The organism is Pedobacter sp., assembly GCF_965227205.1.
GTDB lineage: Bacteria > Bacteroidota > Bacteroidia > Sphingobacteriales > Sphingobacteriaceae > Pedobacter.
This window is the reverse complement of record NZ_OZ245727.1, coordinates 705,089-724,972: the sequence shown is the minus strand read 5'-3', so window position 1 is coordinate 724,972 and position 19,884 is coordinate 705,089. Positions and strand designations below refer to the sequence as shown.

General features: G+C 34.0%; 15 protein-coding genes and 1 pseudogene. 13 read left to right on the top strand and 3 right to left on the bottom strand.

The window, feature by feature from the left end:
* The first annotated feature begins 115 nt into the window (after positions 1-115).
* The 7 genes from clpB to ACO05K_RS02970 all read left to right on the top strand — a co-directional run bounded on the left by clpB (position 116) and on the right by ACO05K_RS02970 (position 12,006).
* Entirely contained in the window at positions 116-2,713 is a 2,598-nt protein-coding gene (clpB, locus tag ACO05K_RS03000) for an ATP-dependent chaperone ClpB (RefSeq protein ID WP_421942984.1), read from the top strand.
* A gap of 100 nt (positions 2,714-2,813) precedes the next feature.
* Positions 2,814-5,348, top strand: coding sequence for a hypothetical protein (locus ACO05K_RS02995; RefSeq protein WP_421942983.1), 2,535 nt, complete (start codon positions 2,814-2,816; stop codon positions 5,346-5,348).
* Between the two features lie 146 nt (positions 5,349-5,494).
* Positions 5,495-7,987 (top strand): hypothetical protein, encoded by a 2,493-nt coding sequence (locus ACO05K_RS02990; protein WP_421942982.1) that lies wholly within the window; start codon positions 5,495-5,497, stop codon positions 7,985-7,987.
* 87 nt (positions 7,988-8,074) lie between these two features.
* Positions 8,075-9,355, top strand: a complete 1,281-nt coding sequence (locus tag ACO05K_RS02985) for a hypothetical protein (RefSeq protein ID WP_421942981.1) — start codon at positions 8,075-8,077, stop codon at positions 9,353-9,355.
* The gene (locus tag ACO05K_RS02980; protein WP_421942980.1) at positions 9,315-10,604 is read left to right on the top strand and encodes a hypothetical protein; all 1,290 of its coding nucleotides are present in this window, start codon (positions 9,315-9,317) and stop codon (positions 10,602-10,604) included. Before ACO05K_RS02985 ends, ACO05K_RS02980 begins: the two co-directional genes overlap by 41 nt.
* Positions 10,605-10,694: 90 nt before the next feature.
* Positions 10,695-11,333, top strand: coding sequence for a hypothetical protein (locus ACO05K_RS02975; protein ID WP_421942979.1), 639 nt, complete (start codon positions 10,695-10,697; stop codon positions 11,331-11,333).
* 157 nt (positions 11,334-11,490) lie between these two features.
* Complete coding sequence (locus ACO05K_RS02970; protein ID WP_421942978.1) at positions 11,491-12,006, top strand: DUF6646 family protein; 516 nt, start codon at positions 11,491-11,493, stop codon at positions 12,004-12,006.
* 22 nt (positions 12,007-12,028) lie between these two features.
* Here ACO05K_RS02970 and ACO05K_RS02965 read toward each other — a convergent pair whose 3' ends face one another.
* Entirely contained in the window at positions 12,029-13,231 is a 1,203-nt protein-coding gene (locus ACO05K_RS02965) for an MFS transporter (RefSeq protein ID WP_421942977.1), read from the bottom strand.
* 91 nt (positions 13,232-13,322) lie between these two features.
* Between ACO05K_RS02965 and ACO05K_RS02960 the strand changes: the two genes are divergently transcribed.
* Entirely contained in the window at positions 13,323-13,880 is a 558-nt protein-coding gene (locus ACO05K_RS02960; RefSeq protein ID WP_421942976.1) for an NADPH-dependent FMN reductase, read from the top strand.
* A gap of 311 nt (positions 13,881-14,191) precedes the next feature.
* Positions 14,192-14,794 carry an outer membrane beta-barrel protein gene (locus tag ACO05K_RS02955; RefSeq protein WP_421942975.1) on the top strand — a complete coding sequence of 201 codons (603 nt, stop codon included), beginning with the start codon at positions 14,192-14,194 and terminating at the stop codon, positions 14,792-14,794.
* A gap of 246 nt (positions 14,795-15,040) precedes the next feature.
* Here ACO05K_RS02955 and ACO05K_RS02950 read toward each other — a convergent pair whose 3' ends face one another.
* Positions 15,041-16,693: a M28 family metallopeptidase gene (locus tag ACO05K_RS02950; protein ID WP_421942974.1), complete on the bottom strand. Its 1,653-nt coding sequence runs from the start codon at positions 16,691-16,693 to the stop codon at positions 15,041-15,043.
* Between the two features lie 453 nt (positions 16,694-17,146).
* Between ACO05K_RS02950 and ACO05K_RS02945 the strand changes: the two genes are divergently transcribed.
* From ACO05K_RS02945 to ACO05K_RS02935, 3 genes and pseudogenes are all read left to right on the top strand, one after another.
* Entirely contained in the window at positions 17,147-17,458 is a 312-nt protein-coding gene (locus ACO05K_RS02945) for a hypothetical protein (protein WP_421942973.1), read from the top strand.
* Between the two features lie 585 nt (positions 17,459-18,043).
* Positions 18,044-18,175, top strand: a pseudogene (locus ACO05K_RS02940) (IS3 family transposase); the annotation flags it as partial.
* A 153-nt stretch (positions 18,176-18,328) separates the two neighbouring features.
* A complete protein-coding gene (locus tag ACO05K_RS02935) occupies positions 18,329-18,574 on the top strand; it encodes a hypothetical protein (RefSeq protein WP_421942972.1) in 246 nt (81 codons plus the stop codon).
* Positions 18,575-18,579: 5 nt separating this feature from the next.
* Here ACO05K_RS02935 and ACO05K_RS02930 read toward each other — a convergent pair whose 3' ends face one another.
* Positions 18,580-18,951, bottom strand: coding sequence for a winged helix-turn-helix transcriptional regulator (locus ACO05K_RS02930; RefSeq protein WP_421942971.1), 372 nt, complete (start codon positions 18,949-18,951; stop codon positions 18,580-18,582).
* Positions 18,952-19,044: 93 nt separating this feature from the next.
* Here ACO05K_RS02930 and ACO05K_RS02925 point away from each other — a divergent pair, with 93 nt between their 5' ends.
* A complete protein-coding gene (locus ACO05K_RS02925; RefSeq protein ID WP_421942970.1) occupies positions 19,045-19,872 on the top strand; it encodes an SDR family oxidoreductase in 828 nt (275 codons plus the stop codon).
* The last annotated feature ends 12 nt before the right edge of the window (positions 19,873-19,884 follow it).

Genomic DNA, 19,884 nt, shown 5'->3' with positions numbered 1-19,884 from the left:
ACTATAAATAACTAATTATCAGTAATTTAGTCATTAAATATAAAATTGTACCGACAAAATTTCCGATTTAAAAAAGCAAAAATGCAATGGCATTTGTTTTGACTAAAACGGTTATATGAACTTCAACAATTTTACAATAAAAGCCCAGGAAGCAATTCAACAGGCTTCTGAAATAGCTCAAGGCAATCAGCAGCAGGCTATTGAAACGGCACATCTTTTAAAAGGTTTGCTTACTGTTGATGAAAATGTGGTTTCTTACGTTTTGAAGAAGCTAAATGTTAACCTTAGTGTTTTAAATCAAAATTTAGATGCAGAGATTTCAAAGTTTCCGAAAGTTAGCGGAAGCAATGTCTATCTGTCATCAAATTCAAATAATGTTTTACAAAAAGCACAATCGTTTTTAAAAGAATTTAAAGATGAGTTTGTTTCTGTAGAACACCTTTTACTTGGAATTTTAGCCGTAAACGATAACACTTCGAAATTATTGAAAGAGCTAGGCGTTAATGAAAAGGACCTTAAAAAAGCAATTACTGAACTGCGTGGAGATAATCGTGTAACTGACCAAAATGCAGAAGCTACTTATCAAGCTTTAGGAAAATATGCCCGTAATTTAAACGAATACGCCGAAAGTGGCAAGTTAGATCCGGTTATTGGTCGCGATGAGGAAATACGCCGTGTTATCCAGATTTTATCTCGTAGAACGAAGAATAACCCTATTTTAATTGGTGAACCAGGTGTTGGTAAAACCGCTATTGCAGAAGGTATTGCCTTTAGAATTATCAAAGGCGATGTACCTGAAAACCTGAAAAGCAAAACAGTTTACTCGTTAGATATGGGTGCTTTAATTGCAGGTGCGAAATACAAAGGCGAATTTGAAGAGCGTTTAAAAGCAGTTGTTAAAGAGGTAACGCAAAGCGATGGCGACATCATTCTTTTCATTGATGAGATACACACTTTAGTTGGTGCAGGTGGCGGAGAAGGCGCAATGGATGCTGCAAATATTTTAAAACCAGCTTTGGCTCGTGGTGAGTTACGTGCAATTGGTGCGACAACCTTAGATGAATATCAGAAATATCTAGAAAAAGATAAGGCTTTAGAGCGTCGTTTTCAAAAGGTTATGGTTGAAGAACCAGATACGCAAGATGCGATTTCGATTTTGCGTGGTTTAAAAGAACGTTATGAAACGCACCACAAAGTGAGGATTAAAGATGAAGCCATTATTGCAGCTGTAGAAATGAGTCAGCGTTATATTGCCGACCGTTTTTTACCAGATAAAGCAATTGATTTAATGGACGAAGCGGCATCTAAACTTCGCTTGGAAATGGATAGCGTACCTGAAAACGTAGATGCTTTAGATCGCGAAATTATGCGAATGGAGATAGAGCGTGAGGCTATCAAACGTGAAAAAGACGATAAAAAGGTTAAGGAACTTACAGAAGATATTGCAAATCTTTCTGCCGAAAGAGATGAATTGAAAGCAAAATGGCAAGGTGAAAAAAATCTGGTAGATAATATTAACAATCAGGTTGAACTGATTGAACAATATAAATTAGAAGCCGAACAAGCCGAACGTGCCGGAGATTATGGGAAAGTTGCTGAAATTCGTTACGGTAAAATAAAAGAGGCGCAAGATACTTTTGAGAAGCTTAAGGCAGATTTAGAAAGCCAGCAAAGCGATAGCAGAATGCTCAAAGAAGAAGTTACAGCTGATGACATTGCAGGTGTAGTTGGCCGCTGGACAGGCATTCCGGTTACGAAATTAATTGCTAGTGAACGCGAAAAATTATTAAACCTTGAAGCTGAATTACATCAACGCGTTGCTGGTCAGGATGAAGCAATTGAAGCCATTTCTGATGCCATTCGTCGCTCTCGTGCAGGTTTGCAGGATAAACGCAAGCCAATCGGTTCTTTCATTTTCTTAGGTACAACTGGTGTAGGTAAAACGGAATTGGCTAAAGCATTGGCAGAGTTTTTATTTAACGATGAAAATGCTTTAACCCGAATTGATATGAGTGAATATCAGGAACGCCATGCAGTTTCAAGATTAATTGGTGCGCCTCCGGGATATGTTGGATACGATGAAGGTGGGCAATTAACTGAAGCAGTTAGGCGTAAACCTTATTCAGTTGTATTATTGGATGAAATTGAAAAAGCGCATCCTGACGTATTTAACATTCTATTGCAGGTTTTAGATGATGGACGTTTAACTGATAATAAAGGCAGAACTGTAAATTTCAAAAATACCATCATTATCATGACTTCAAACATCGGAGCACATTTAATTCAGGATAATTTTAAAAACCTGGATGATGAAAATCGTGATGAAGTAATTGCGAAAACCAAAAACGAGTTGTTCGAGGTTTTAAAACAAACGATTCGCCCTGAGTTTTTGAATAGAATTGATGAACTAATTATGTTTACGCCTTTAAATCGCAGCGAAATCAGAGATATTGTTTCGTTACAATTTAAACATGTACAACAAACTTTGGCAGAAATGGGGATAGAAATGGATGCATCACCAGAAGCTTTAGATTGGTTGGCTCAACTTGGTTACGACCCTCAATTTGGTGCAAGACCTTTGAAACGTGTAATACAAAAGCGAATTTTAAATGAGCTATCAAAAGAAATATTAGCTGGTAAAGTTGATAAGGATAGTAAAATTAAACTCGATATGTTCGATAATAATTTTGTGTTCATAAATCAGACGGTATAATTAAAAATAAATTAGAATTGTAAAGAGGCTGTTAATCAACAGCCTCTTTTTTTTTTAACTAAAAAATAAGTTGTATTTTGGAATTACATCCAAATATCTTATGAAACCTCTCAAATCCCTATTAATCTCACTATCCATAATTCTATTATCAAAGAGTTTAGTTGCGCAACAGCAAGCATTCAGTACAAAGTTTATTAAAGAATATGATAGTATAAGCAGCGTTGCACCAAGAGAAAAATTATACTTACAATTAGATAGAACTGTATTTACACCTCAAGACACACTATGGTTTAAAGCATATCTGGTAGATGGCAAAACTCACGCATTTTCAAAAATAAGCGGACTAATTTATTTTGAAATGTTGGATGTGAAAGGAAATCCAATTCAAACAATTTGTTTGCCAACCGCCATGGGAATAACATGGGGAGGGTTTGCACTAAAACCAGAATTATATAAAGACAATCAATACACCTTTAGGGCTTACACCAATTGGGCTAAAAATTTTGGCGATAATTATATATTCAAGCAAAACATCCAAATTGTAGATTATATTGAACCAGAACCTTTGCCAGATGAAATAAATGTAACCAAGACTAAAACAAAAACATTTAATTCTAAAAATCAAAACCCAAAAGAAATAGATGTTCAGTTTTTACCAGAGGGCGGTAAATTAATAGCAGAAATTCATCAAAAAATCGCTTTTAAGGCAGTTAATTATAACGGATTAGGCATAAAAGTTAAAGGAAATATAATTGATTCTAAAGGAAATACGATAACTCCATTCGAATCAAATGATAAAGGAATGGGTTATTTTTCCATGTTTGCAGAACCAAACGAAAGTTATTCTGCAAAATTTGATAGCCCTGAACCTGTAAAGAACATTAATCTGCCCTCCTCAAAAAGTTCAGGCACATCGATTCAATTAAACAATTCTTATCATTTAGATTCTCTTGCTGTACATATCAATTTAAAAGTTCAGCCTCAAGAAGTTTATTTAATTGGACAAAGCAGAGGAAACATTTGTTTTATTGCCAGATTAAATGCTGGTGTAAAATCTAAAACTATAAAAATAGCTAAGTCGCTTTTTCCAACTGGTGTAGCGCAAATTCTTCTTGTAGATATCAACAAGAAACCACTAAATGAAAGAAGCTTTTTTATCTACAGAAATAACGAATTACAAATACAGCCAGTTTCTTCATCAAACATTTATACATTTAGAGATAGTGTTAGCATAAATTTAAACGTTCAAAATAAAGATAAAAAACCTGTTGAAGGTAGCTTTTCAATTGCTGTAACTGATGATAATCAGATAAAAAAGGACAGCGAAAATTGGAATAACATTATTTCTCACATGCTGTTGAACTCAGATTTGAAAGGAGAAATCGAATCACCAGGCTACTATATTCAAAACTTCAACGAACAGAAGCATAATGATTTAGAAGCATTGATGTTAACTCAGGCATGGGTAAATTATAATTGGGATTTAACTAAAAAACCAATTTTTGAACCTGAAAAAGATTTTACCATTAGCGGGAAAGTTACGAATATCACAAATAAGGCAATCGATAAAGCTCAGATTTTACTTCTGAGTACCAGAAAACCACTCTCTATTGCAAGCACTACTACAAATGCTAATGGAGAATTTTTGTTTAAAGATTTTGCTCCCATGGATAGTGCATCTTACGTTATCCAAGCTAAAAACTCGAAAGGTAAAGTTGGCACATTAAATATTGAGGTTAACGATTTTAAAAGGGCTCCATTTTTGCCCACTCCTGCGAAAAAAAATCACCTGGATAATCCAAGTAGTGAGGTTGCTATTGACAGTCTAATTGCTACGAAAAAACAGGAAAATGACATCGCTTTTAAAAGCGGAATTAGTTTAAGAGAGGTTAAAATAACCGGAAAAAAAATTGTTAAAGATTCTAAAAATCTTAATGGAGCAGGAAATGCTGACGTTGTTTTAAATGAGGAAGATTTAGAACGAGTATCAAAAAAAACGCTGTATGATTTGATTAAAGAAAACGTTAAGGGTTTTAGGGAAGCCACTAAAGGTTTCAAAACTCCAAGAATCCACTATTTTGCAATAAACGAGGAGTCGTTAAACTTAATTATTGATGGGATAAATGTTGATTTTTTCTTTAATCCAATTGATCCTGGAAATGGTAGAGAACATCTTAATTTCTTGAAGAGCTATATGGATTTATATAAAGCTGAGGACATTAAGGGAATTGAAGTAATGATTTCAAATAAGAATACCAATAACTATATTAATGAATACACAGATCCGTTTACAGCTTCAAATTCTGCTTTTGTAGAAGTTACCACAAAAGCAGGCTATGGTCCGCACTTTAAAACTGCAGATAATATGTTTAAGTATAAACCTCCAACCTATGGAGACAACAAAATATTTTACAGTCCGAAATACAACATCAATAATAAAAGCAACCCTAAGCCAGATTTTAGAACCACAATTTATTGGAATCCAAATTTAATGACTGATGCGAACGGTGAAGGAAATATTTCATTCTTCTCCGCTGATAAAAAGGGTACATATACTGTTTCGATTGAAGGGACTGATTTTAATGGGAATTTCGGGTTTAAAACAATGACATTAAACATTGGTGAGAAAAAATAACTCCTTAAAAGAGATTGCTAAGCAACAGCTTATTTTTTCAACTAAAATATAAGTTGTATTTTTTAAATACATTTCACTATTATAAAATGCACAAAAGACTTTCCTTTAAGCTTATCTTAATTTGTATAATTTTATTTAGCCAATCGTTGTTAGCTCAAGAAAATTTATCTCAAAAAGTAATTGCTCAATTAGAAAAAACAAGAACCACGCTACCAAGAGAAAAACTCTATGCACATTTTAACCAAAAGATGTATGCTGTACAAGATACCATGTGGTTTAAATGCTATCTAGTTGATGCTGGTTTAAATTATTATTCTAAAATAAGTGCATTAATTTATGTTGATATGGTTAATTCGGATGGAAAAATTATGCAAACGATAAGCCTTCCCAGTACATTGGGATTAACTTGGGCCGCCATCCCGTTAAAAGAAAACACATATAAACCAGGAAAATATACTTTTAGGGCTTATACGAATTGGATGCAAAATTTTGGAAATGTTAATATTTTTCAAAAAGAAATCGAAGTTATCAGTTCCTCTGAGGGAAGAAAAGCAGCCGAAAAAGCAACAAATATTAAACAAAAAATTGGAACAAATATAGATTTAAATACTACAGGTAAATTATTGCAATATGATATTCAATTTTTAGCAGAAGGTGGTACATGGATAATTGACAGGCAGCAGAAAATAGGTTTTAAAGCAATCAATTCGTCTGGTAAAGGAATTAAGATTTCAGGGGAAATTCTTGATTCAAAACAAAAAAAAGTTACTGAATTTCATTCTAATGAAAAAGGAATGGGGACTTTTACAATGACTCCACATGCCGAAGAAACTTATATATCATTAATATCAGGTTTGAATGATAGTCAAAAAATTATTTTGCCTAAACCTGCATTATCTGGAATAACATTAAAAATAGATAACAAATTTAAATCAGATTCTTTAAAAATCTCCATCTTATCAGACACACCTTTGCCCGAAATAACAGTTTTAGGGCAAAGCCGTGGGGTTCCTTGTTTTGCAACATCTGTTAGAGCAGGCACCACAAAAAAATTATTATCTATTGCAAAGAACGTTTTTCCAACTGGTGTGGGGCAAATTATTTTAATAGATGGTAACGGAAAAATTTTAAATCAAAGAAATTTGTTTTTAAATCATCAAGATGAATTAAAAATAGACTTAACTACCAATAAAAGTGATTTCTTCAAAAGGGACAGCATTGCAATAAAATTAAAAGTATTAGATAACAACAAACAACCTATTGAAGGTTCGTTTTCTATGGCTGTAACTGACGATACACAGGTATTAAAAGACAGCTTAAATGATGAAAACATTTTAACCTATTTGCTAATGTCGTCAGATTTAAAGGGAGACATTGAGAGTCCAAATTATTACTTTCATAAAATTGATTCTATAAAACATGAAGCGCTTGAAGCACTTATGCTTACACAAGGTTGGGTTAGTTATACCGATTTGGCAATAACTAGCCCAAAGTTTAAAGCAGAAAAAGATTACACGATTAATGGGAAAATCACAAACCTCTTTAACAAACCAGCTAGTAATGCTATAGTAACGCTTTTAGGAAGAAGTAAAAATGTTATAATTAAAGATACCATAACCAATGCGCAAGGAAATTTCACATTTAAAAATTTTCCTGTTATAGATAGTACCACATTTGTTATTCAGGTTAAAAACAGTAAAGGCAAAAATGGCACACTTGGTATTGAAATAGATGAGTTTACCAGACCAATATTTGTACCTCGTGTAACACCAATTAATAATGATATAGATGTGCTACAAGATAGTATGGCAATACAAATGGTTGAAACCAAAAAGCAAGAATTTAAACTACCTGCTAATTCGGGCATTGGTTTAAAAGAAGTGAATATTGTCGGCAAGAAAATCATAAAGGGTTCAAAGAATTTAAATGGCCCCGGTAATGCAAGTCAAACCATTACTCCAGAAGATTTATATGAAATTCCAAAAAAAACATTGTATCAGGTACTTAGAGAAAAAGTAGAAGGATTTAGAATTACGTTAGATCATAAAACCAGAATTAGAGATTTTGCCGTATTTGGTGATCCGGTAAAATTAGTTATAGACGGATTTAATCTAGATGATCTTTATGTGAAAGATTCTGATATTGTGGCTAATGCTTATAATGACCGACATGTACAATTTCTTCAGCAATATTTAGATTCTTACAATGCAGAGGATATTGAAGGGATAGAAATAATGACATATGGCTACACAATGGCTTACGCAAGTACATTTTTACCACCATTAACAACGGCTGCGCAAAGAAGCTTCCATACATTTATAGAAATTACAACAAAAACAAATTCAGGCCCTTTCTTAAAAAAATCAAGTAATATATATCTATTAAAACCCGTTGCATATGGCAGCAAAATAGATTACTATCGACCTAAATATACTACCTCATCATCTGATAGCAAGGCTGATTTTAGGTCTACAATCCATTGGGAGCCGAATATTTTAACCAATAAAAATGGAGAGGCAGAAATTTCTTTTTTCTCTGCCGATAAGCCTGGAACTTATACCGTATGGATTGAAGGAACAGATTTGCTAGGTGGTTTTGGCTTTAAAACCATGAAGCTGGAGGTAAAAGATAAAAAATAATTTATTTGTAAAGAGACTGTTAATCAACGGTCTCTTTTATTTTTTAGCTAAAAAATATTTGTATTTTCGGTTACATCCTTAATGCTCATGATTAAACTACTATACATTTTTTTCTGCGCAATAATATTCCAGTTTGCAAGCTATCAACTTTCTTTTTCTCAAGCTGTAACTCAACACGACAAGAAAATCGCCAACCGATACGATAGTTTATTAAAAATTGCACCCAGAGAAAAAATTTATGTTCATTTAGATAGAAACACGTTTGTTCCGCAAGATACTTTATGGTTTAAGGCATACCTCATAAACGCAAACTCGAATAGTTTTTCTCAAATAAGCGGTTTAGTTTATTTTGAAATACTTGATGCTAATGCTGCCATTATTCAAACTATGAGTATGCCAACGGCCATGGGTTTAACTTGGGCAGGATTTGCCTTAAAGCCCGAAATCTACAAAAAAGGCAATTACACATTCAGAGCATATACCAACTGGATGCAAAATTTTGGACAAACCTATATTTTTGCGAAACCGTTTAAAATTCTCGATTTTTTAAAGGAAGAGCAGATTTCAGAGGCAGAAACTAAAAAGAAAAACAAAACCATAAAAGCTGTAACCCCTATTCCTGATAATCAGCAGCAAATAGATTTGCAATTCTTACCCGAGTCTGGCGCCTGGTTAGCAGATAAAAATCAAAAAATGGCCTTTAAGGCAATAAACATAAATGGCAAGGGCATAAAAATAAGTGGAGAAATTTTCGATTCAAAACAACAGCTCGTTACAAGTTTCAGTTCTAATGATTTGGGAATGGGTTACTTCGAAATGATTCCTCTAGCTAATGAGTCTTACATCGTAAAAATCAAGGAATATCAAAACCTAAAAAAATTAAATTTCCCCAAAGCCGCCAACACAGGTTCTTATTTTAAATTGTTTAATAACTTCAATACAGATTCTATCGGCATTCAGGTTTACTCCGATTTGCCCGAGCAAGAACTCACAATCGTTGGTCAATCAAGAGGAAGCATCTGCTTTCAGGCACAAATTAAATCGCAGAAACAATATCGCCCTTTTAAAATTGCCAAATCATTTTTCCCGACAGGCGTTTGTCAAATTCTATTACAAAATGCTAAAGGACAAATTTTAAATGAAAGAAGCTTCTTTATAAATCACAACGATGAATTAAAAATTGAGGCGCTTCCAAATGCAATTGCTTATAATGTTCGTGATAGTGTTTCAATAACTTTAAATGCATCAGACAAAAACAGAAAGCCCATTTCAGGTGCATTTTCTATTTCTGTTACTGATGATAATCAAATTAAAAAAGATAGTTTAAATGATGAAAAATATTCTTTCGTACTTTTTATTAAGTTCTGATTTAAAAGGAGAAGTTGAAAAACCCGGTTATTACTTCCAAAACTATAATGAAGAAAAGCATAACCAATTAGAGGCGCTCATGCTTACTCAAGCTTGGGTAAGTTATAATTGGGATGAAAATAAAAAACCAATGTTTAAAGCAGAGAAAGATTTTAACATCAGCGGTAAAGTAACCAACATTGCAAACAAACCTATTAATAACGCAAAGATTATTTTAATGGGGCTGAAAAAGCACACTACAGTAATTGATACCATAACAAATGAAAAGGGAGAATTTGTTTTCGACAATTTCCCGGCTTTAGATAGTGCGTCTTATGTAATTCAAGCTAAAAATTCAAAGGGTAAATCTGGAACCTTAGGCATTGAATTGAACGAATTTAAAAATGCTCCGTTTTCAGTTATAACAAAAAAGCAAGTAGATGAAAATTTTGAGGTTATAGATAGCCTAAGTCAACAATTTATTGATATTAAAAATGAAGAATATAAGGTTGCCTTTAAGAGTGGAATTAACTTAAGGGAAGTTAAAATTGTTGGAAAGAAAATTATCAAAAACTCTAAAAATTTAAATGGAGCTGGAAATGCAGATCAGGTTTTAAATGAGGAAGATTTGGATAAAGTAGCAAAAAGAACCTTACTTAATGTTTTGCAAGATAATGTAAAAGGTTTCAGACAAGGATTTAATAAGGCAGGAAGAGGTGGATATTATATAAACTTCAGCATTTTTAGGCTAATTATTGATGGTATAGATGTAGACTTTTTTTACCAACCTTCAGGCGTTCTCGGAAATGAATATATAGATTACATCAACACCTACCTTCAGTACTATGCAGCTGAAGACATAAAAGGTTTAGAAGTTATGAGATATCCAAAATATAGCAATAGCTACCGTTCCAGATTTCAACATCCATTGGATGAGAGAGATTTCGCATATGTTGAAGTAACAACCAGAACCGGAGAAGGTCCGTTTGTGCGTAAATCTGCAAACATGTATAAATTCAAGCCTCAGTTTAGCTACGGAGATAATAAAACATTCTATAGCCCAAAATATACTTCCACAAATAAAAGTGATAAAAAACCAGATTTCCGCTCAACAATATTCTGGGTACCCAATCTTGTTACCAATGATAATGGTACCGCTAATTTTTCTTTCTTTTCTGCCGATAAAAAGGGTAGTTACACCGTTTGGATAGAAGGCGCTGACATGACTGGAAACTTTGGTTTTAAGGCAATTACCTTGAAAATAAATTAACTTATAACCAAATAGTTACATAAATATAAACTAAGCCGTTAGTTGTTTTATGTTTTTTAATTTAATATTGGCTACACACAAAAAACACAAATGAAAAAACAACTATTAATTACAGCTATGGCTGTGCTATGCTTTTCTATAACTGGATTTGCACAAACAAAAGGAACCAATGCATTAAGTTTTGGCGTAAATGTAAATTCAATAAAAAATACATTTAATAATGTGGAGCAAAGCGAAAGCAAAAACAATCTTTTTACACTTGGCTACGGATATTTTTTTAAGGATAACAGTAAAATTGGTTTAGAACTGGTTTATGGTGAAAATAAGCTTTCTGGGAATGGGATGGAAATAAGTAGTTACAGAAATAATGGCGGAAACTTATCTTATCAGAAATATTTTCCACTTGTAAAAACATTATACGCATATGCCGGTGGCAGAGTAAGCTACATACATGGCTCACAATCAGATACACAACAAACACAGAATACTACATCTACAGATTATAAAAGTAATACCTATTCGTTAGGTGCGTATGGAGGTGTTACCTGGTTTTTATCTAAAAGATTTGCACTTGAAACCAGCTTATTATCGGCTGATTTTGCTTACAACTCTACTGAAGCTACTCAGACTGCATTTTTCTCAAACACTAAATCAAAACAAACCTCATTTAATTTAAGCAGCCAAGGCTTTATAAATAATTTAGGTTTTAAAGTTTATATTCTATTCTAAACACAACCCTTTCACATTTACCTATAAAATCCTGTCAATAATTTTTGGCAGGATTTTTTGTTTTAAGTACTCAACAATTTCAGCATACAACCTACACAACCATAAGTTGTAAGAATTGATTAGCTTTGCGCTTTTAAATTATTTATTCAACAAGGAAATGAAAAAGATTATTACAAGCTTATTCTTATTAGCAATAGGCTTTACGCAAGCAAACGCACAAATTGATGCTTACAAGGGCAAAGACGATTTGAGATATCAAATTGGTGCAAGTTTTCAAAAATGGGGAACTGGAATTGTTACTTCATTAGATTATGGCGTTGGACCAAGTTTTTCTATTGGTGCACAAGCTGGATATATTTTGGGCGTTAAAAAATTTACAGGTGTAGACAAACCAGGCTTTGGCGATAGATTTGACCTTAAAGCAAAATTTAATGCAAATTTAGGAAGCGTAATTGGTTTACCATCAAATATTGATGTTTACCCAGGCTTAAACCTTGGTTTAAAAAACTTTGGCGGACACGTTGGCGGCAGAGTATTTTTTGCAAAAGGTTTTGGTCTTTTTGCTGAAGCTCAATTTCCAATTGCAAGATACAATGCTGATGCTATTGGTTATGAAAGACTAAACAATCAATTTACAGTAAATGCAGGTGTTGCCTTCGATTTAAGTAAGTAAATTTCCAAAAATCATCCCTACCCTATTTTTTCTTCGTTTCTATATTAGGAAGAAAACCTGTTAGCAAGCCAATCAACGGCAAAAAGGCACAAATATTAAAAACATATTCAATGCTCGTGGTATCTGCAAGCTTACCTAATAATGCCGAACCAATACCGCCCATCCCGAAGGCAAAACCAAAAAACAAGCCAGCAACTAATCCAACTTTTCCTGGAATTAACTCTTGTGCATAAACCAAAATAGCAGAAAACGCTGATGCTAAAATCATCCCGATAGGAACAATTAAAACGCCTATCCAAAATAAATTAGCATGAGGAAGTAAAAGTGCAAATGGTGCCGTTCCTAATATCGATGCCCAGATTACATACTTCCGCCCTATCTTATCACCAATTGGCCCACCCAATAAAGTTCCGGCTGCAACAGAAAACAAGAAAACGAAAAGATATATCTGCGAAGTTTGTACCGAAACATGAAATTTATCTATCAGGTAAAAAGTAAAATAGTTAGTTAAACTAGCCATGTAAAAGTATTTTGAGAAGATTAAAAGCAACAAAATACACACAGAGAAAATAATTTTGTTGCGAGAAAATTGATTCACAACAGTCTGAATATTAGCTTTTTTACTTCTGGATAAAACGAAACCTTTGTACCAATTACCAACGTAACTTAAGATTACAATTGCTAAAAGAGCGATGGCTGAAAACCAGATAACGCTAATTTGTCCGTAGGGAACAATTATCCAAGCCGCCAATAATGGGCCCAAAGAACTTCCGGCATTACCACCCAATTGAAATACCGATTGTGCCAAACCTCTTTTCCCGCCAGATGCGGCATGCGCCATTCTCGAAGCTTCTGGATGGAAAATTGAAGACCCCACACCTATCAAAGCCACCGAAATTAACATGGTGTAAAAATGAGTAGATTGAGATAAGGTGACTAAGCCAATCAATGTAAATCCCATGCCGGTAGCCAAAGAATATGGTTGTGGTTTTTTATCTGTATATAAACCAACAAAAGGCTGTAATAGCGATGCTGCAAGTTGAAATGTAAGTGTGATTAAGCCAATTTGAGAAAAACTTAAATGGTAGCTTGTTTTTATTATCGGATAAATTGCGGGTATTAAAGATTGTATAGTATCGTTTAATAAATGCGAAAAACTTAAAGCGAAAAGAATTGGAAATACTGTTTTTTCGACTATTGATTTTGAGGAGGATGATTCTATCATAAAATAAGTACTTATTGCAAATGTAAACAATTACGCTTTTTGGTTTGTAGATTGCATTAAAACTTTTAAATAGATTACAGGTTTAAAAAAAATGGAAAACAATAAAAAAATAGTTGGTTTATGTGGAAGCCTGAGAAAAGGCTCTTATAATGCAAAACTTTTAAAAATTGCAGGTAGCTTATTACCCGAAGGAATAGAATTTAAAATTGTATCGTTTGATGATGTTCCGGTTTATAATGCAGATAATGACATGCCTGAAGTAAGCGAGCGACCAGAATCTGTTAATAATTTTAGAGAAGCGCTTGCAGCCGCAGATGCTTTTATAATTTCATCTCCAGAATATAACTATTCTATTCCTGGCGGATTAAAGAATGCTATTGATTGGGCTAGTCGTGGAAAAGATTCCCCTTTAATGCACAAGCCTGTGGCATTAATTGGAGCAACTCAAGGCATGTGGGGAACTGTTAGAATGCAAACTGCTTTTCTGCCTGTCTTTACATTTCTTAACATGAATCCTGTTTTACAGCCAGAAGTTTTAATTGCCCAGGCTCAAAATAAATTTGATGAAAATGGAGAATTAACTGACGATAAAACCCTGAGCCTGATAAAGAGAAAGGTTGATAACCTGATTACTGCCTGCCACGTTTAATATTGTTTTTGGCAGTTAAAACTGCCAAAAATGCCTTCTAAAAAACTGACATTTATACAAAAAAAGTCAGATTGTCAATTCCTGACAGTAACTAAAGTTAATCAATCGATTAACTTTTAGTCACACTAAAATAATATTGATTTAACATCAAAATTATATCTGTTTACTAATAAACAAGTTAGCTATAATCTGATTTTTTAATGACTTTATTAATGTTTTTTGGCACAAGTGTTGACTTTTATCCAAATATAGTCAGAAGTTAAAAAAGTAAAAATCGACTATATTTTTAAACAAAATAAATAATAAAAAAGATGAAAAAACTATTATTATCATTAGTAGCAGTTGCAGGTTTAGTGTACAGTGCTAATGCACAAACAGAAAAAGGAAAAGTAATTTTAGGCGGTAGTGTTGGTTTCAATTCAACTAAGGTAGAAGGTGCTGCAAAATCAGATGTTAGCTTTAACATTATTCCAAGTGCTGGCTATTTTGTAGCTAACAATTTTGCAATTGGTACAGGTGTAGGTTACAGCTCTAATAAAGAAGTAAGCCGTTTAACTCAAAACGAAGCATTTGTAGTTGCACCTTTCGGTCGTTACTATGTTGGTTTATCAGATCAGTTCAAATTCTTTGGTCAGTTATCAGTACCTATGGCTTTCGGTTCAAATAAAGTTGTTGCTCCAAATGGCGATACAGGTGCTAAAGTTGCATCTACTACATCAATTGGTGTTAATGTTGCTCCAGGTTTTGCATTTTTCCCAACTAAAAGAATCGGTATCGAAGTTTCAGTTAATGGTTTAGGTTACCAAAACTTCCAGGTTAAAAACGAAGCAAATGGTGCTAAAGTAACTTCAAACTCTTTCGGTTTAGAAGCTGATACATTTGCTCCAAAATTAGGCGTGATGTTTCACTTTTAATCAATAAGAAATAAATTCAACAAAGAAGCCACAGATTTTCAGGTGATATAAACATCTGCGAATCTGTGGCTTTCTTTTTAAGTTGTGTTATTTATCAAAAATAGTTAGCCACAGATTAACAGATTTTTTTTTTACAAAATGCCGCATATGCTTGAAATAGTAGCCACAGATTGACAGATTTTTTGGGTTTTTAAATTTCTTTAATCGCCTGCAATCTGTTAATCTGTGGCTAAACCAAAATTGGAGCTATTTCTTTTCTCTTATTGCTTTAAACTCCGAGCCTTCTTTCCATTTTGGATAATGACTTTCATTGCTCAGTTTATATCCTAAATCAAATACCAACCTTACATCTTCTACAATTCCTGATAAATCCCAGGTTTTAGCATCAAAATTATCTTGTGGAGAATGGTAACGGTTTTTGGTAAAATCGGCAACTTGTTTTAAGCCCCACTCCCTTCCATTTTTAATATTATCAACCCCAGAACCTGTAAATAACGATGGTACACCAACTTTTGCAAGGTTAAAATGGTCAGAACGGTAATACAAACCCGATGACGGAACAGGATCAGGTACAATTACACGGTTTTGTTTTTTGGCAGATGCAGCTGCATAATCTTCCAGTTCAGATTGTCCGAAACCATAAACCACAATATCTTTTGTTTTTCCGGCAAGTCCCATCATATCCATATTAATATTGGCAACTGTTTTCTTCAATGGGAAAACGGGATGCTTTGCATAATATTCAGAACCTAATAAACCTTGCTCTTCTGCTGTGTAGGAAATAAACACAATACTTCTCTCCGGATTTTTAGGCAGTTTCTTAAATGCAGATGCAAGTTCAAATAACGAAGCCACTCCTGTTGCGTTATCAACCGCACCGTTATAAATAGAATCGCCAAGTACCTTTTCTCCAATACCTAAATGGTCCCAGTGTGCCGAATAAATAATGGCTTCATCTTTACGTTTATCGCCAGGGATTGTGGCAATAACATTGTAAGTAACAGATTTTTTGATTTTATTTTTAACAGTAAGTGAAGTTGTCGACTTTAAATCAACGGCTTTAAAATCTTTTTTACGAGCACTTGCTACCAATGTTTCGAAAGATTGACCACCCAATGTAAATAATTTTTTGGCTACATCTAAACCAATCCACCCCTCAACAACAGTTCTGTTCATGCCGTTATCTGGCGCTTGCAACTGAAGTTTCGATTTGGACCAGCCACTTCTAACCACTGTCCACGGATAAGCTGCCGGTTCGGTATCGTGTATAATTAAAACGCCAGCGGCACCCTGTCTCGATGCTTCCTCAAATTTATAAGTCCACCTGCCGTAGTAAGTCATGTTTTTGCCTTTGAACAAAGTAGAATCTGCAAATCCCGGGTCGTTAATCATAACAACGACTGTTTTGCCTTTCACATCAAGGTTTTTATAATCGTTCCAGCCGTATTCTGGGGCAACAATTCCATAACCTGCAAATACCAAAGGCGAATTTTTAATACTAACTTCTTCCTGCACACGGCGAGAACCGGCCACAAATTCTGTTAAGTAGTTTAAAGAAAGTTCCTTTCCACTCCCCTTGAATACCATTTTATCCTCAGGAACCGATTTTATCTCAACCATTGGCACTTCCTGAAAATAACTATCACCATTGCCAGGTTTTAAACCAAGCTTTTCAAATTCAGCTTTTAAATAATTTATGGTTTTGGTTTCGCCGATGGTAAAGGGTTTTCTGCCCTCCAGGCTATCGGCTGCAATAACCGATAAATATTTAGTTAAGCTAGAATCGTTAATTGCTCTTACAGCTAAAGAATCTGGTGCATCAGCAGTCGTTTCAGCAGTTTGTTTACATGCCGAAAAACTAATTACAAGTGCTGAAAGATAAAACAGGGTTTTCTTCATAAAATTTAATTTAAAGGGTAATTTATAAAATTTCATTCATTTTTAAAGGTAAAAAACATTAGAAGCGCAATTTCAGAAGCCTCAATTAATGTTAGTCCCGCTATCCATTGCAAGTCCTCGTTACACTCCGGGCTTTTCATTACTATCGGGGCTATTAAACAAAAGTTTGGCTAAGTTAGGGTAGGAAAACTGAATAACGCCGAAGTATCAAATTGCGCAACACAATTATTAGAAATGTTAATAATTTAAAGCATATACTGAGTTACTTAGGCATATTAAAGCAGGATTACAGATATATTTGTAATTGTTAAGAATGTAAAAACCTTAAAAGTCCATTTGATGAACTATGAATAAAAACTATATGAAGCCTACAACTTTTTAGACTTTTTATGTAGTTTTATTACACATATATATTAGTTAGCGGCTATAATACAACGACACACTACATTAGAAATGGATTGGAGATTTAATACAATATGGTTTGAGCAATTAGAACAAGATAAAATCTTTGAGAAGGATTTTAAGGAAAATAATATTGCCACTGAAAATAAGAATATTGAAAATGCCGAATATGCAATCATTTGGCATCTGAAAGAAAAGCTTAAATCGTTTGACAATCTACCTGAAAATGAAAACCTATCTTACCTTGAATTAAATTGGGGAAACATCAAAAACTTTAATGGAATAGAAAAGTTCAAGAATTTAAAAAGATTGGAATTACATTATTGTGTGAAACTCGAAAGCGATTTTGGATTGTCAGCTTAAAGACAGTCTTGAATTTTTACATATAAACACATCGAAGAAATTTAAGTTTACGGACGAATTACTTCAACTTAAAAAGTTGAGAGTTCTATGTTTAAATGCTTGCGGACCAGTTGACAACCTTGACTTTTTAAAAAACTTCCCAAATCTCATAGACTTTCGTTTTGTAAACACAAATATTGTGGACGGAAATCTAAAACCAATATTGGAACACTCTATAATTAGGACAGTTGGCTTCTTAAATAAGAAACACTACAACTATAAAGACTAAAAATTAAAGTTAGAACTCGGTAAAAAGTTTGACAACGAATATAAAACCATAGTTTATAAAGGACAATATTTGACATACAGATATGACTATGAATAAAATTACAGCCGCTAACAAGGGTTTTGCAATAGTGGGGCGAAACTGCAAAATTCAACGGTAGTTCTTCTATTGAACTTTTGCGCAAAATTGAAGATTTGTGCTTCGATTGCCCCACCATTGCAAAGCCCAAAACGTTTGCAGAAATGCTAAGACAGACTACTCAATGAAGAAAATAGCCGACATCAATCAGGGAGACTTATTGACATTTAAAGCAACAAAAAGAGCAGGCGTACCTGGCAATATTTGAATACATAGAGGTTTGGTACAACAGGAAAAGAATCCATTCCTCATTAGGTTATTTGACTCCCTTAGAGGTTGAAAAAACGATAATGAACAGAAAAAGAGCCGCATAATTTGCATCCAGAAGGAATCTAAATTAAGGCATCTCAAAAAAATATCTGACGAAAAAAAATCCCTAGTATACTATTGCAATTCCAGGGGTTGTTTTTGGTAACATAAAACTGTATGACATTTCATCGGGATATGAATTTTTCAAATCATATTGTATGACAAATGGAATTGAGATTATTAACGATTATCCCGAGGACAAACTTATTGCAACATCTGACATTCCAACACTGAAAGTCATCACCTCAGACGGAGTTGAAATTAAAGGGCAAGGAACAAGTATTGAAGGTATGGATAGTGACGTTTTTGAAATTACAATTTTAGGCATTCCGTATCCATTTTATGAAGAAGAATTCCCTCATCATGTGAAAGCATATGAAGACCAATTCAAGAACAACAATTAAAAAACCTACCCTTCCTGCAAATTCTGCGATTTCTGTAAAATCACATTCCTCAAACGTTCCTCATGTTTATCGCCCCAATTTCCTAAAGCTGAAATAACCGGGATAAGTGTTTTGCCAAAATCAGTCAAACTGTACTCAACCTTTGGTGGCACTTGCGGATAAATGATTTTTGAGACCAATTCATGTTCTTCCAATTCTTTCAACTGGATATTCAAAACTCTTCTTGATGCATCAGGAATTTTCCGTTGCAATTCACTCGGACGCTGAAAACCCTGGTCAATAAACCACAACAAACGAATTTTCCATTTACCATACAACACCTCACCAATCAGGTCAAGTCCGCAATTTAAATTCAACGGAATTTTTCTTTCATACATAAAACAAAAATAACTCAATGTTCCAAATTGCACAATAGGGGAAAAATTTATCCCTATGCAATTCGGTTTTCCGTACTTGTGTGAACTGTTTGTATGAACGAATTTTGTCCTAAAGCAATCAGAAAAATGGAACAACAATTTAATTTCAACAACGAAATATCAGGCAAAATAGCCTTAGTAACTGGTGGTACTAAAGGTACCGGAAAAGCAATTGCCGAAAGATTATTACAAGCTGGAGCAACAGTTATTATTACGGCAAGAAATCAGCCGGAATACCCAAACGAGCATTTGCATTTTATTTCTGCCGATTTAAGTCAACCTGCAGGAACTCAGAAAGCAATAACTGAAGTTTTAGAGAAATATGGAAGACTAGACATCCTTGTCAATAATTTGGGTAGCTCAGAAACAAAAGGTGGAGGTTTTGCTGCACTAAGCGATGAAGATTGGGAAACCACCATCCAGGCAAATTTATTTGCACCGGTTCGTTTAGACAGAGGTTTTTTACCACAAATGTTAGAGCGTAAAAGCGGTACAATTATTCACATTGCATCTATCCAAGGGAAATTGCCTTTGTACGATAGCACTTTACCTTATGCAGCTGCAAAAGCAGGGCTGATTAATTACAGTAAAAGTTTATCTAACGAGGTTTCACCAAAAGGCATCCGTGTTTTAACGGTTTCGCCGGGATGGATTATGACCACCTCTTCTACCAGAATGCTGGAACGAATTGCAGAAAGTTCGGGAGGTACATTGGAACAAGCAGCAAAAAGTGTAATGGATGGTTTAGGTGGTATTCCGTTTGGCAGACCTGCACAACCCGAAGAAGTGGCAGAATTGGTTGGTTTTCTGGTATCGCCAAGAGCTGGTTATTTAACTGGAACTGAATTTATAATCGACGGAGGGACGATTCCAACAATTTAATAATATAAAAAA

Excerpts from the sequence above, each read along its gene's own strand:
- clpB (WP_421942984.1), top strand. The coding sequence starts at position 116 with ATGAACTTCAACAATTTTACAATAAAAGCCCAGGAAGCAATTCAACAG.
- ACO05K_RS02995 (WP_421942983.1), top strand. The coding sequence starts at position 2,814 with ATGAAACCTCTCAAATCCCTATTAATCTCACTATCCATAATTCTATTA.
- ACO05K_RS02985 (WP_421942981.1), top strand. The coding sequence starts at position 8,075 with ATGATTAAACTACTATACATTTTTTTCTGCGCAATAATATTCCAGTTT.
- ACO05K_RS02980 (WP_421942980.1), top strand. The coding sequence starts at position 9,315 with ATGATGAAAAATATTCTTTCGTACTTTTTATTAAGTTCTGATTTAAAA.
- ACO05K_RS02975 (WP_421942979.1), top strand. The coding sequence starts at position 10,695 with ATGAAAAAACAACTATTAATTACAGCTATGGCTGTGCTATGCTTTTCT.
- ACO05K_RS02970 (WP_421942978.1), top strand. The coding sequence starts at position 11,491 with ATGAAAAAGATTATTACAAGCTTATTCTTATTAGCAATAGGCTTTACG.
- ACO05K_RS02965 (WP_421942977.1), bottom strand. The coding sequence starts at position 13,231 with ATGATAGAATCATCCTCCTCAAAATCAATAGTCGAAAAAACAGTATTT.
- ACO05K_RS02960 (WP_421942976.1), top strand. The coding sequence starts at position 13,323 with ATGGAAAACAATAAAAAAATAGTTGGTTTATGTGGAAGCCTGAGAAAA.
- ACO05K_RS02955 (WP_421942975.1), top strand. The coding sequence starts at position 14,192 with ATGAAAAAACTATTATTATCATTAGTAGCAGTTGCAGGTTTAGTGTAC.
- ACO05K_RS02950 (WP_421942974.1), bottom strand. The coding sequence starts at position 16,693 with ATGAAGAAAACCCTGTTTTATCTTTCAGCACTTGTAATTAGTTTTTCG.
- ACO05K_RS02945 (WP_421942973.1), top strand. The coding sequence starts at position 17,147 with ATGGATTGGAGATTTAATACAATATGGTTTGAGCAATTAGAACAAGAT.
- ACO05K_RS02935 (WP_421942972.1), top strand. The coding sequence starts at position 18,329 with ATGACAAATGGAATTGAGATTATTAACGATTATCCCGAGGACAAACTT.
- ACO05K_RS02930 (WP_421942971.1), bottom strand. The coding sequence starts at position 18,951 with ATGTATGAAAGAAAAATTCCGTTGAATTTAAATTGCGGACTTGACCTG.
- ACO05K_RS02925 (WP_421942970.1), top strand. The coding sequence starts at position 19,045 with ATGAACGAATTTTGTCCTAAAGCAATCAGAAAAATGGAACAACAATTT.